Annotated in this window: 1 protein-coding gene; it reads right to left on the reverse strand. The window is 34.4% G+C overall.

Features of this window, described 5'->3' with window-relative positions:
• Positions 1-2: 2 nt before the first annotated feature.
• On the reverse strand, positions 3-16,283 hold the full coding sequence (locus OA93_RS24830; protein WP_039115228.1) for an SDR family NAD(P)-dependent oxidoreductase: 16,281 nt from the start codon (positions 16,281-16,283) through the stop codon (positions 3-5).
• Between the last annotated feature and the right edge of the window lie 10 nt (positions 16,284-16,293).

Raw genomic sequence — 16,293 nt, forward strand, 5'->3', positions numbered from 1 at the left:
ATTTAATTTTGAAATAATGGATGAATAACTTTTGATACCTTTTCTCTTTTGTCTAATTTCTCCGAGATTTCTGGTAACCAATACCTCTTCTTTACAAATGGATATGTTGGTAAACTTATTCGCTTGGGTTGTGTATTATAGAGCTTTTCCCATGCAATGTATTCTCCCTGAATCCACGATTTTGCCAGTTCATTTAGATCTTTATTATCCAAAGCTGTTTTATACAAAATATCTGTATTGACTGTTTTATTTAATTCGTAGCTTTTTAAGGTGTTTTGATACCCTAAAAACTGATCTTGCAAATAGTCATAAAGTTCCTTTTTTAGTGCTTTTACAGATGCAACTTCTATACATAATCTCGTTTCCATAGCAACTCGGCCTAGTTGTAATGTATAGGCTAAATCTGTCAACGAAATAGTATCATTTTCATCCAGAAATTGAATAAGTTCTTCGGCTTTCTGCTTTAATCGTTCGGTATTCTTTGCCGATAAAACAAGGAGTACTGGCTCTATCTTATGAGTATCTCTTTCATCATTTCTTTGATATTCTTCGAGTATGATATGCCCATTACTTCCTCCTGCTCCAAAACTGCTTAAACCCGCTCTTCTTTTCTCTGAATCTTTAATTATCCAATCTGTGAGTTCTTGCTGAACCTCAAATGGACTTTCATCAAATTGAATATGCTTATTGAGTATAGTACTATGAATCGAAGGGGCTATTTGTTTGTTTTTAAATTGAAGCAAAATTTTTGTCAATCCCGAAATTCCAGCAGCCGACTCGCAATGCCCAATATTAGATTTTACAGACCCTATTTTGCAATTAGCATTATAACCAAGATTTAAGGCCTGAGATAACCCTGCTATTTCTATTGGGTCTCCTAAACTTGTACCTGTACCATGAGTTTCGATATACTGCAATGAGGAGGCTTCTATCCCTGCTTTTTGAATTGCTTTTTGAATAACCTTGGCTTGCGCATTAGGATTAGGCACATGAAAACCATTGGATCTTCCGCCATGATTGATTTCTGTAGATCGGATAACACCATAAATTTGATCTTTATCTTTTATAGCTTCTGATAGTGGTTTTAAAAGTACTGCTCCAACTCCTTCACCTGGAACATACCCATCTGCCCCTTCGCCAAAAGCGGCACATTTTCCCTGACTCGATACAAAACCAGCACTACTTAGCGAGAGATATTTATACGGATGTAAATTAAGATTTACTCCTCCTGCTATTGCGGTTGTACATTCTCCTTTTCGGATACTCTCACAAGCCAAATGTATTGCGGTAATAGAAGAAGAACACATGGTATCGATAGCCATACTCGGTCCTTCAAAATTCATTACATAAGAAACTCTATTAGCTATACTACTATGGATTCCTTTTGGTGTTACAAATTGGTCTCCATGCATGGCATCTATACCAAACATGGCATACTCACTATACATTACCCCAACAAAAACACCTACTTTTTGATTCAGATCTTCTGGCGTATATCCTGCATCTTCGACCGTCGCCCAGGCTGTTTGTAAAAACAAACGTTCCTGTGGATCCATTAGCTCCGCTTCTTTGGGCGATATATTAAAAAATATAGGATCAAACTTGTCTACATCCTCTACAAAACCACCCCATTTACTATACGTTTTTCCTTCTTTACCTTTTTCCTGATCAAAGAATAATTCGGTATTCCATCTGTTTTTTGGAATTTCTGTAATGCTATCTTTTCCTGTTTTTAAGTTCTCCCAAAATTCTTCCAAGGTATTGGCTCCAGGGTATTTTCCTGCCACACCAATAATTGCAATAGGCTCCTCAATAGCTTTAGAATTAACTGCTATTGGTTCTTTTACTTCTTTATGGTAAAAAGTTTCACTTTTATCTGCTACAAATGTTTGTTTTCCTTGCTGAGGTTCTGTGAGTTTCAACATCGAATCCGACTGATACTTCATGAAGTATATTGCTAAATCTTCCAGAGTTGGATTCTCAAAAAACAATGTATTTGAGATGTCGTCAAAATCTTCATTTAACTTATTGGTAAGTTTTACGATACGGATAGAATCCATTCCATACGTTTCAAATGGTATCGTTAAACCTATTCTCTCAGGTTCTATTTGTAACTCTTCGGCTATCAGATTTCTAAAATATTCAATACAAATCTCTTTTGTAACTACAGAATTATTTGTAGCTGAGCCTATTATTTTTTGTTCTTTCTTTTCTATGAGTTTAGATGCTTTCTCATACACAACCATTACTTGCGACGGCGCTTCTTTAAAAATACGAGATAATGCTTTAAGCCCTTCTGTTGTAGGCAATGGTACCATTGCCCAATAATGCTCTAAATATTTCTGACTTTCTTCATGAATTTGTAGTCCTCCATTTTCCCATAATCCCCAATTGATTGTAATGGATTTTCCTGAGCGTTTTCCTTCTTTTACCAATTGGTTTCTATATAGCGCATAAGCATCCATATAGGCATTGGCAGAGGCATAATCAGCTAATCCTATATCTCCCATAATGGCAGAAATGGAAGATACATACATCATAAAATCTAATGGCAGTTGCTGTGTCAATTCATCTAAAATTCTAGTTGCATCAATCTTTGGGGATAATACTTTATGTATTTCTTCTGGGATCTTTTTTATTATCTGACTCGCTGTTCCTATTCCAGCACTATGAATAATTCCATTAATTTGTCTCTCTTCTCTAAGGATTTCATTAATTACCATAGACATAGCTACTCGATTAGTAACATCACAACGGATATACTTTGCATTATTTAATGCATTGATAGTGTTTTTCTTTTCTTGAGATAATTCACTTCTTCCAATCAAAAAGAGTTTGGTGTTTTCAAATTGATTCAAATAGTTTGCAAAAATCATCCCTAGTCCTCCAGCTCCTCCAGTAATGATATAAACTCCATTAGGTTTAATGGTAATCGTATTTTCATTGAATGTCTTCTCATAGAATCCAATTTCTTTAACTTCACGACCGCTATTGCTATATCGAACTTCTGTATCTTTTGTATTTTTTTCTTCTTTTATAATCTTGCACAGAAGGTCTATGTTCTCTATTGAAATTTGATTTACTGTTATCGTTTTCCCTGAGATTATAGGGTTCTCTTTGTTTGCAGATTTCAATATTCCAGAAACAAAACTATACGCCAAACTTTCTTGGTTTTCAAATACAATGAAGAAATGAGTCTCTTTTTTATGAATCAGTTTTTGTTTAACACAATCCAGAATAGCATTAAAAAATTCTTCCTCGTTCTGGCTTTGTATACTCGTAACCTGAATTTCCAGTTCATCAGTTAATCGTTCGGCTATTTCTGAAGTTGAACCTGCCAGAATAACTTCATAATTTCTATTAGAGTTGATTATTGCACTCTCTGTGATTGGTTTAGATTTCCACTCATAAGAATATAATTGTGTGTAAGCTTCTATTTTATTCGATACTGCTTGCTCTTGATTTATAAAAGGTAGCGTTACAAAATCTATAAAACTCATTATTACTTCTCCCGTGCCATCTATTAATTTTACATCATAGTGTTTTAGCGCGTTTTGTCCTTCATCTTGTTCTTTTATAGTTACATAAGACCAGAACGAAGAAGGTAATTCTTTGTAAATATTTACTTCTTTAACACTAAATGGGATTGATAATGGCAATTGTTTTGTATTCCCATTAAGGTGAATTCCTAAACAGGTCTGTAAAGCACTATCCATTGCCTGAACAGCCCAATACTGATCTGATAAATCTTTATCAATACTAATTTTTGCTAAGGCCTCATTTTTGGAATATTGGATGTATTCGATTCCTTGAAAACTTGTTCCATAATGAAATCCAAGTTCTTTAAATAATTTATAATATTCTTCTTTATAAACAACATCCAATAATCGATTACGGATTAATTCTGTATCAACTCTTTCTGTTTGTTTTGAAAAGGCGGTACTGATTTTACCCTGACTAAAAACAATGTTTTCTTGTTCTTTATCTTTAACAGTAAAAGTAATTTCTTCATTTAATGTCTGTAATTCAGTAACTATTGATCTGGAATGTCCGTTAACTTGTAATGGAGACATCCAAAATACATCTCTTAATTGCGCTATTTTTTTATCTATATATAATCCTCCTGAAATTCTTGCTATCTCAAGATAGGCCACACCAGGTAAGATTTTTTCTGTATTCAGGATATGTTCTGACAAAAATTGTTCGGTACCCGAATATTTACTTATAAATCGAGAACTATCTAATTTATGAAATTGTTGATGTACTAATGGATGCTCTTTTTTAATTGCTATTGCTTCTTTTGGCTTAAACCAACAATATTCTTTGGCAAATGGATAATTTGGCAGACTAATGATATTAGGCGTTTTATCATGCAAACGACTCCAATCAATACGTTCTCCCTGAGTCCATAAAGTAGCCAAAACTTCCTGATCTTTTTGTCTTATAGCCTGCTCAGCGTCATTGCTTATTTCTTTATAATGAAACAATTTATTGGTCTCTATTTCGCCTAGTATTCCTACCGTAGGTTCTACTAGATATTGCTTTAGTTTTGCAACCAATTGGTGTGCATCTGTAACTATAAAAGCAACTCTGCTCTCCATTGCTTCTCTTCCTGTTTGCAAAGTATAGGCTATATCATTAATCGTAAGCTGCGCTATATTTTCTTCTAAATAGTTGCCTATATTTTGGACATATTCTTTTAATCGTATAGCATCTTTAGCCGATATAGGAACGATAACAGGATCTTGATTATCTGCCAAATCCTGTGTAGCATTTTCATATTCTTCTATCACAAGATGTACATTGGTACCTCCTGCCCCAAAACTACTTATACCTGCTATTCTTGGCCTGCCATCTGTAGTAATCCAATCTTCTAATTCTTGCTGTACTTTAAATGGACTATTTTCAAAATCGATATTGGTATTTAATTTCTTAGAATGTAATGAAGGAACAAGTTGCTTATTCTTGAGTTGCAAAAGCACCTTCGTAACTCCAGATATTCCTGCTGCTGCCTCGCTATGCCCAATATTCGATTTTACCGAACCAATCTTGCAAGATTGATTTTCGGCCCCTGCAAATGCTTTTTTAAGTCCGGCAATCTCGATAGGATCTCCTAATTTGGTTCCTGTACCATGAGCTTCGATATAACTATAGGCATTAGCCGAAACACCTGCTTTTTCCATTGCTTTGGAAATTACTGCGGCTTGCGCATTAGGATTAGGTACCGTATATCCGTTTACTTTTCCACCATGGTTTATAGCTCCACCTTTGATAACCCCATAAATTTGATCTCCATCTTCTTTAGCTTTTGCTAAGGATTTTAACATGACTGCGCCCACTCCTTCTGAAGGAACATACCCATCTCCACCTTCGCCAAAGGTTTCGCATTTGCCTTTTTCTGACACTAGATGCAAATCGCTCAACATTAAATATTTGCCCGGATGTATGCTTAAATTAACACCTCCCGCTATAGCTGCTTCACAGTTACCAGAATGTATGTTTTCGCAAGCCATCTGGATGGCAATTAACGAGGAAGAACACATCGTAGCTACAGCCATACTTGGCCCATGAAGATCTAAAAAATAAGAAACTCTATTGGCTATACTACTGGCATTTCCCGTTGGAGCGATAAAATTACCCTTGAATCTTTCTTCTATTCCGAACAATTGGTATTCTTCATACATTACTCCAACAAAAACACCTACGTTACCTCCTATATCTGTAGCTGTGTTTTTCCCTATATTTTGTAATTTCTTTTTGGTATATCCCGCATCTTCAATCGCATGCCAGGCAGTTTGTAAAAACAAACGTTCTTGTGGATCCATCATTGAAGCTTCACGTGGCGAAATATTAAAAAACAAGGAATCGAACTTATCTATATCATCAATAAAACCTCCCCATTTGCTATAACTTGTTCCTTTTTTTCCTTTCTGCTCATTATAAAACTCATCAATATTCCATCGTTGTTCAGGTATCTCTGTAATACTATCTTTACCTGCTTTAAGATTTTCCCAGAACTCCGCAATATCTTTTGCCCCAGGATAGATTCCGCTCAATCCAATTATGGCAATATCTTCGTTTTTTATTTCTTCCTTTTTTACAACCGAAACTAATTTTGGTTGCATAAAACGCGTGTACTCTTTTGCTTCAATTATAGCAAAATCTTCTTCTTTCTTAATTATTTTGTCAACGGGAACATCATATGTATGTTTTGTAGCTTTTAATGCTTGCAAAGTAGCTGAATGTTCTTTTACAAAATAAGACACAAGTTGGTCTATTGTTTGATATTCAAACAGTAACGATACCGAAACGTTATCAAAAACATCTCCTAATCTATTGGTTAGTTTTACTACCAACATTGAGTCTATACCATACTCCTCAAAAGGTAGTTGGGTTTGAATATGTTCTTCTTTTAATTTTAGCTCTTTCTTAAATATTTCGACTATTTTCTGATAAGCAATTGTCTTTAAATCTTCTGTTGGTTGCTCAGAAATACTATTTTCATCAAGAACTACTATATCAATTCCTTTAACTCCAAAGGTTTTGTCTAGTTTATTTTTAGTACCATATACCACAATGGTTTGTTCCTTTGCTAGTTGTAGTACCTTATCCAAAGCTTTTGCTCCTTCTGCCTCAGGAAGAGGAGACATTCCCCATTGTTTTGATAAAAATTCTATACTCTCAGCATTGGCTTGCATACCTCCACTTTCCCATAATCCCCAGTTTACAGAAAGTGTCGTTCCTTTACGTTTACCATCTTGAACTAAACGATTGCGTTTTTTTGCAAAATGATCCATATAGGCATTAGCAGCTGCATAATCAGACAATCCTATATCTCCCAATACCGAAGAAATGGAAGAGCAATACATCATAAAATCTATTGTTTTATTTTGTAATGCTTTGTCTAAATTTTGTACTCCTGCAATTTTTGGTGGCAATACCTTATAGATTTCTGTTGCTGTTTTCTCTATAATTGTACTTGCCAAACCTATACCTGCACAATGAATAATTCCATCTATTTTTTTGTAATCGGTCAGGATAGTTTGTATCAGGTTTTCTACTTCTTCATACCTGTTAACATCACATGCGTAATATTGCGCGTTTGGCAGGTTTCCTATAAACTTTTGGATTGTTTCGTTTTTAGCGCTTCTTCCTGTAAGTATAAGTTGAGTTCCTTGGGTTTTAGCAATATGCTCGGCAAAAACACTTCCTATTCCGCCTGCACCACCAGTAATTAAATAAACGCCTCCTTCTTTAATCCTAAGATTAGAAATCTGGTTTAGAGATACCGAAGTTGCCTTTTTCACTTCTCTAATTCTATTTAAGTAACGTACTTCTGTTTGTTCATCCTCAGTTTCCTCCTGCAAGATCTGTACTAATTCATTTCCTGATTTACCATTTATTGATGTGATAGAAATAAGTTTCGTCTTAACTCTTGGATTTTCTTTTGAAGCCGATTTCAACATTCCTATAATAAATCCGTATTTATCATAGTCTTCGTCATTTATAAGTACCGAAAAATGTCCTCTCTGTTTCTGAGACATTCTTTTTTTAAGCAGCTCATTTATTTTCAGAAAATAAGATTCTTCTATTTCGTCGTCTATACGATATACTGTTCCCTCAAAAGCTTCACTAAATTGTTGTGTCAAATTTTGAGTAGTCCCTACTAAAACCACATCATTGTAATCTGTGGTATGAGCATACGTTTTTTCTAATTCAGTTGCGTTCCATTGGTAATCATAAATCTCTGTAGTCAAAGATTCTCTTTTGGAGTTTTTATTTAAAAATCCTCCATCGTATGGTAAAATGACAAAATCTTTAAAACTTACTACAACCTCACCTTTGTCGTTTAGTAAATCCATATCACATTGGGGCACAACTGCTTTTGGGTTAGCCTTTGGACTAAACCTTGCATATGACCATACCGGAAATGTAATCTCTTTATAAACCGTTACTTTCCCTACACTAAATGGTATAGACAAAGGCATTTTATTACTGTCTTTTAGAAGTAACCATGCCAAACATCCCTGTAGTGTACTATCTAGTACTCCAGGATCTAAGGTCATGTCTCTATCCTTAGGCAATTCTATTTTGGCCAGAGCTTCTGTATCATTGTAATACAACACTTGTATGCCTTGAAAACTTTCTCCGTATCCAAACCCAAGACTACTAAACATTTCATAACAAACTGCTCCCGAAGCTGTCTTATCAGTACGAGATTTAATTGCTATTAAATCATACGGTTTAGGGGCTTCTTGAGCAATTATGGTTACAATTCCTTGTCCATGAACACTTTCTTCTTCTTGTTCCTTAGAATATACCTGATATCTAATTTCCGTTCCTGAAGGTTCTAGTCTTATCGTAACTTTTTTCGGTTGTTCGAGTACTTTAATAGGATGTAACCATGTTACGTCCTTAAATTGTGTTACTTTTTGGTGTGTGCTTTTTTCAACTGCTTCTCTAGCCATTTCCAGATAGGCTACACCTGCAATAACTTTTTCATTTTGAACAAAGTGATCTTCTAAAAAATATTCTGTTCCTGTAAAAACACTGCTAAATTTTTGCGCTTCAAAATCGGATTCATTCGTATGAAGCAACGGATGTAGTTTAGCGATTAATCCCTGTTTTACATCTGTATTAATTGTTTGTACCCAATACTTTTCTTTAGCAAAAGGATATGTTGGCAGACTTATTTTCTGTAAAAAACTGGTATTTGAATATAGTGATTGCCATTTTATTTCAACTCCTTTTGTCCATAATTGAGCTATAGATGCTACTTCTTTTTCCTGAAGAGCTTCTTTAATATAGGCTGCTCCAGCTTTACCTTTCAACAAAAAATCAGCACTTTCGTCTTTTATATTCCCCGTAAAAATATCTTCTGTAAAAACCACATCGTTTTTAACAAAATGTTCTAATTGTCGTGTCAACTCTTCTTTAGAACTAGTTACTATTGCCAATCTTTCGGGCATAGCTTCTCTTCCAATCTGCAAAGTGTACGCTATATTTTGTAACGTTTCTGGAGTTTTTTCTAAGTAAGTTGTTAATCGACTTGCATAGGCTTTTAATCTATTTTTGTTTTTAGCCGATAAAACTACTATAACTGGTTCTTTATTAAAATCATCAACTATATCCGCTTTTGGATACTCTTGTATAAGAATATGCGCATTGCTCCCTCCTGCACCAAAACTACTAATGCCTGCAGTTAACAATTTTTCTCCTTGGTAGTGCCAAGGTTCTAATTCTTGTTGAACTAAAAAAGCGGTTTGATCGAACTGTATGTTTGGGTTTAATATAGCCGAATGAATAGATGGAACTAACTGTTTGTATTTAAGTTGCAACAATACTTTAGTAATCCCAGAAATACCTGCTGCCGATTCGCAATGTCCAATATTCGATTTTACAGAACCTATACGACATTTACTGGCATCGGTTATTTCTAATGCATTTTTTAGCCCTACAATTTCTATAGGATCTCCTAAACTAGTTCCTGTACCATGTGCTTCGATATAAGAAATAGATGCTGGTTTAAGATTGGCTTTTTCAATAGCTTCTTTAATTACCGCTGTTTGAGCCTTAGGATTTGGAACAGTATACCCCGTAGTTCTTCCGCCATGATTTAATGCCGTTCCTTTAATCACGCCATAAATATGGTCTCCATCTTTCTCTGCCTGCTCAAGAGATTTTAACAAAACAGCTCCAACGCCTTCTCCTGGAACATATCCGTCTCCTCCTTGTCCAAAACTCTCACATCTTCCTTTACTACTTGCAAAACCACCATCGCTAAGCATCAAATATTTGTTTGGGTGTACACTTAAGTTTACACCTCCTGCAATTGCTGCATTAATTTCTCCTTCTTGTATGGCTTTACATGCCAAATGAATAGCTGTGCTAGATGAGGAGCACATTGTATCTAAAGACAAACTAGGTCCATGAATGTCAAAAACATACGAAACTCTGTTCGCAATACTACTTGAACTACCTCTAAGCGTTGTTGGATTCCCTTTTAGTGTTTCCTCTACTCCATATAACTGGTACTCCTGGTACATGACCCCCACATAAACCCCCACTTTTCCGTCTGGTTCTCCCGTAAAAGGATTTCTTTTTAAAGTTTCATTAGTATATCCTGCATCTTCTACTGCCTCCCAGGCTACTTGCAAAAACAAACGCTCTTGTGGATCTATTTTCTCTGCCTCTAAAGGTGTTATGTTAAAAAATAATGGATCAAACTTATCCATATCATTTACAAAACCTCCCCACTTGCTATAGCTACGCCCGGATTTTCCCTTTTCTTTATCAAAAAAACCATCAATATTCCATCTATCTTTAGGAATCTCCGTAATACAATCTTTTCCTATCTTAAGATTTTTCCAGAATTCGTCTATAGAATCTGCTTGTGGGTATCTACCGCTTAATCCTACAATAGCCACATCGGTATTCCTCTTTGGAAGGTCTTGTTTAGTTTGTGACTGTTGTATAAACTTATTCGTTGTAACCTTTTTAAAAGTTGATTTTATTTCTGGTGAAGTACTAATTTGATTATTTATTTCAGCAACTCCTTTTTTACTATTCCCTATTGCATTTAATTCATTAGGATATTCCTCTACGAAAAAGGCAACCAACTCTTCTATGGTTAAGAATTCAAAAAATAAAGTCTTCGGAATGTTCGGAAAAGTTTCTTCTAAACGATTTGTCAGGCTTGTCATCATTATAGAATCTAATCCGTATTTTTCAAAAGCATCTGTGATTTTGAATTTACTTTTTGGAAAACGTAGCTCTGCTGCCAAAATTCCCACAAGATATTCGTAGGTAACCTCTTTTATATTTTCTTCAGTTAGTTCTTCGGTTAATCTTCCCGTTTCGCTTCCGTTATTTTGATGTATAATATTCGCTGCCACTCCTTTTATATCCGATAAAAATGTTTCAGACAAAGGAGCTTTTCCGTAATGCAATACAACTGACTCAAGGGTACTGGCAAGTACTTTTTCTAACCAATGTATTCCCTCTTTTTGGGGTAAAGGAACTATATTCAGTTTCTTTTCAAGAGATTGCTTATTGCTATCATTCATTTGCATTCCGCTACCAGCCCATAATGGCCATGCAATACTTATTGTTTTTCCAAAAGCTCTCTGTTGTGATACTTCTTTATTTCTGAATTTCGCAAAATCTCTCAGATACTCATTTGCAGCAGCATAATCAGCCTGTCCTGAATTTCCTAAAACAGCAGATAATGAAGAAAACATAAGCATAAAATCTAATGAAATATGCTGTGTGGTTTCATGAAGATTACGTATTCCTTTGGTTTTTACTTCTAAAACCTGTAATGCTTCTGCACTATTTTTTTGCTGAATAAAATTATCATTTATGATACCTGCCGCATGAATAATTCCATTGATTTTACCGTACTGGCTTTGTACCTCATCCATTAATTGTTGAGTCGCTGGCTTATTTGTAATATCACAACGATAATATACCAGATTATTAAATGATGCTACATATTCCTGATTGTCTGCATCTAAAACTGATCTTCCACTAACAATAATTTTAATATCATTATAAGATTCAAAAAGGTATTCTATCAATGTTTTTCCAATACCGCCCATACCACCTGTAATGATATAAACTCCTCCTTTAACGAATTTGATATTTTCATTTGATACCGTTAGCGGTTCTACTATTGGAACAATTGTTTTTACTTCTCTTTTTAAATTATCATAGCGAACTGTTGTTTCTTTTTCATTTAATTCAACTGTAATAATTTTCGATAGTTGTTCTACATTGGTGTTTGTGTCTAAATCAATACCTATACATTTCCATAAAACTTTAGGGTTCTCGATAGCTGCAGTTCGTAATAGTCCTGATAAGAACTGCACCTTATGTTCGTTCTTATAATCATAAATAATTACAAAACGTACCGGAGTTCTGGAAGTTATTACTTGCTTAACTTTATCAAAAACCGAAGAAAACAATACTGTTTCTTCGATATCATTAATTCTTGTTATAGCGCCCAGTAATTCGACTTTAGGAAAATCACCGACCACTATAAACTCGTTAGTTATAGTAGAATCGACTATGTTATTTGTATTTACTTTATGTTGCCATACAGATTCATATAAATACGTTTGTGCCGTATTGGGTTTAACTCCCAAAATTGGCATCATTCTATAGCCTGATAATGCAATAAGAACTTTTCCTGTTGCACTTAATAATTCTATTTCAAAGTTTTTTTTATTTTCCTTATCAGAATAATAGGCATAGCAATATTTAATTTCCTCCTCTAGATTGTGCCATGTAATATTTTCAATAGAGTAAGGCAACGCTAACTCTTCTGAATTTTGTAACCATAATAATGCTCCTGTTTGAAGTGCATTGTCTAATATTTCAACTGGAAGTTTAAAAGTACTTTTATCAAAAACCGAAATACTTGTAAGCACTTCGTCTTTTAGAACATTGGCTGAATTTATATGTCGTAAACTATCGCCATAATTAATTCCTTTAGTTCTGAAAATTTGATAACAATGCTCGGCTGTATAAGATGCAATACTTTGCTCTTTTATAGCAGATATATCTCTGTAAAGGGGGGCTGTTTTTTCTTTACTCTCTCCTATACTGGACTGAAAATGAATCTTTATTTCATCATTATCTATACTCTTTATTTCAACATAAGTGCCCTCTGCATTTACATAAATTTCAGTTTCAATTGACTTTGATTCTTTATGTATTTCTATTGGTTGCAACCATTTTATATTCGAGAAACTATGTGGCTGTAATCCACTGCGTTCTACAGCTTCTCTTGCCATTTCTATATACGCAACTCCCGGAAGTATCTTTTTATCTTGTACTATATGATCCAACAGGATAGCTTCTTTACCAGTTAAACAAGATGAAAATTTTTGTGATTCAAAATCCGATATGTTTTCATGTACTAATGGATGTAATGTTTTTATATTAGAGAATGATGTTTCTGCTTTAGGAGTTATCCAATATGATTCTTTAGCAAAAATATACGTAGGCAAATGAATTTTATTAGGTTGTTGTACATCGTACAAACTCAACCAATTTATAGTATTTCCTTGTTCCCAGTATCTTGCTATTGCATCATATTGCTTATCATAAATTGCTTGCTGAATTTTTAATTCACTTACTTCGCTTTCAACCTTTTTATAAATACCAGTCGTTTCCTCCTGAACAAATTGTTGCAATTGAGCAATCAATTCTTCTATATGATTCACAACAAAAGTTTTACGACACTCCATTGCTTTTCTACCTACTTGCAATGTATAGGCAATGTCACGAAGGTTTAGGTTCTTTTCATTTTTAATAAAATCGGCAAGTTGTTGTGCCTTAACCTTTAGTCTTTCTTCGTTTAATGCTGATAAAACTATTAGTATCGGTTCATCAATTTCCTCCTCTAGATTGTTTTTTTGTAAATGTTCTTCTAAAACTACAAATGCATTGGTCCCACTAATCCCGAAACTACTTACTGTAGCTCGTTTAGGTGCTTCGCTATCCCAGGCAGTTAATCTTTCCTGTATCCTAAAAGGGCTATCTTTTAATTGGATATGTTTATTGATGTTTTCATAATTAATAGATGGAGGCAACTGCTTGTTTTTCATAGCTAGCAATACTTTGATAATACCCGCCATTCCTGCTGCTCTAAGCGTATGTCCTACATTTGTTTTTACACTCCCAATTCCGCAATAATTTACTTTGGAAGTATGCTCTTTAAAAGATGCCTTAAGAGCTTGTAACTCTATCGGATCGCCTAATTTAGTTCCTGTTCCATGAGCTTCTACATAGGTAATTGTCTCTGGATTAATATTATATCTTTTAAAAACTTCTTTCTGAATGTCTTGTTGGGATAATACACTTGGAGCTGTAATTCCGTTAGTTGCCCCGTCCTGATTAGTAAGAATCCCTTGTATAGTGGCATAAATAGGATCGCCATCTCGTATAGCATCGTCTAAGCGTTTCATAATTAGTACCCCTACACCTTCACCTGGTACAAATCCGTTGGCTCTTTCATCAAAAGTATAGCAATGTCCATCTGGAGATAACATTCCTGCCATGCTGGTTAGTTTGTAAAACTCTGGCGTTACCGATAATGAAATGCCTCCTGTTATAATAAGATCGGTTTCTTTTGCCAATAAACTTTTACAGCCCATATCCATCGCAACCAATGAACTTGAACAAGCGGTGTCTATTGCTACAGCAGCTCCCTTTAAATTTAAAAAATATGAAATGCGCGCTGCTAATATAGAGCCCGAAATACCCCAAAATGCAGAAGGTTCATTTGCCTCTTCTAAAAAGGTTTTGTAGTAATCCCCATCTGTTGCTCCAACATATACACCACATTTAAAATCTTGCAAAAAATCAGGGTCAATTGCCGCATCTTCAAGTGCTTTCCAACAATGTTGCAAAAATATACGTTGTTGCGGATCCATATTTTCGGCTTCCTTACCAGATATCTTAAAAAACTCTGGATCAAACTTATCTATGTCTCTTAAAAAACTTCCCCATTTACTATATGTTTTTTGCTTAGCTTTTGGATCTTCATCAAAATGCAATGCAATATCCCATCTGTCTTCTGGAACTTCCTCTACAAGATTTTTTCCGCTTTTTAGCGCCTCCCAGAACTCCTCAAGATTATTAGCTTTACCAAATTGTCCACTCATTCCTATGATAGCAATAGTATCATTTTCCTGAGTAGTTTTCCTTTTTGATAAGTTAGGTTCTACAATCTCTTTTTCAGAAATCTGATCCAACTCTGATGCTTCTATTTTACTTTTTGCATGAAACAACTCTGGGTATATATCCAGTATATGCTGTGACAATAAAGGAATTGTTGGATAGTTGAATATAGCTGTAACATCTAAAGTTATCTCTAGACCTTTATTAATGTTTTTAATAAGAGTAAGCCCTAAAATCGAATCAAAACCATAGTCTGAAAACGGCTTTTCTTTCTTAAAAGCTGTTAACGGAAGTTTGATTGTGCCAGCTGCAATAGCTATCAATTTCTGCTGAAAATCATTTAAATCTATTGTAGTATTTGAAGCAATTGCTACAAACTCTTTTTCATTTTTTTCTGCTGTTACCTTGGCAAATCCCTCTGGTTTTTGAGTATCAACTAATACTCTGCCATTACTTTTGGCTATTATTATTTGTTGCGGAATATCTTCTTGTTTGGGATATACATCACAATCTACAAACCCAACTTCCGATAATACTTGTTTCCATCCATTAAAAGTCAATGCCGGACTACCTGAAATTCTCAATTCCTTATCTTCATGATTCCACCAATCAGAGAGTAACCCAAATGTTAATGTTGTAAACATTTCTAGCGTACTCAACTCATTAATAAGTAACAGCCCACCGTTTTTAAGAATTGGTTTTATATTCTTAAGTGTTTCAGCAATATTAGCAGTCGCATGAATAACATTAGCTCCTATTACAATATCATATTTGCCTGTAGCTATTTCTTGTATGGATGCTGATTGGGTAATGTCAAATATTTTGGTTTCAAAATAAGGTATAATGTCTTCGAATCTTTCTTCTGCTGCGATCAAAAAACTTTGAGATACATCAGTAAAAGTATATGTAACATGATTTCCATAATTTTTTAATCGTTCCAAAATGCGCACAGTTGTTCCTCCTGTACCACCTCCTACTTCTAATATGTTTATCTTTAAATTATTCCCTTCATAATTCTTAATTGTGTTTTCTACAATTGATGCTGCTATTGAGTTGAAATAATTAGATCTATAATCGCCATTATAGATAGCACTCACTAACTTGGAATTTCCTTCGGGAAACAATACATCTGTAGCCTTAGTTTTTCCTTTCAAAATTTCTTCAAAAGATTGAATCGTCTGTTTCAATAATGCATAGTAATTATGATGACGATTTGCTTCTCTTCTGGCTTTTACTAACTGATTTTCCAAAGAAAAAAAAGCCGCTTTTTCTTCAATATGTTTTGGTATAACTACTCCCTGATTTGTAATCTGGATATAAAACATTCTCTCGAGCTCTTCGAGAATAGTCTGAAATAAAGAATTATATTGAGGAATAATATTTAGTTCTTTTCGCCATTCTACTATTGTATTTGTGCGCAAAGATTGAATTCCCATTCGAATTAATATTTGTAATATCGCCAGACCACAATCCTCTTTAAAATCATTCTCAGCAATTACATCTTTTTTATACAATGTTAAAGTCGGAATTTGAGGAGTCAAAAACGTGCTTTCTTGCACCAAAGTCACTTTTTTATTTTTGTTAATCTTAATCATAATAGTTTAT

It is taken from the genome of Flavobacterium sp. KMS (assembly GCF_000813005.1).
In the GTDB taxonomy this organism is placed as follows: domain Bacteria; phylum Bacteroidota; class Bacteroidia; order Flavobacteriales; family Flavobacteriaceae; genus Flavobacterium.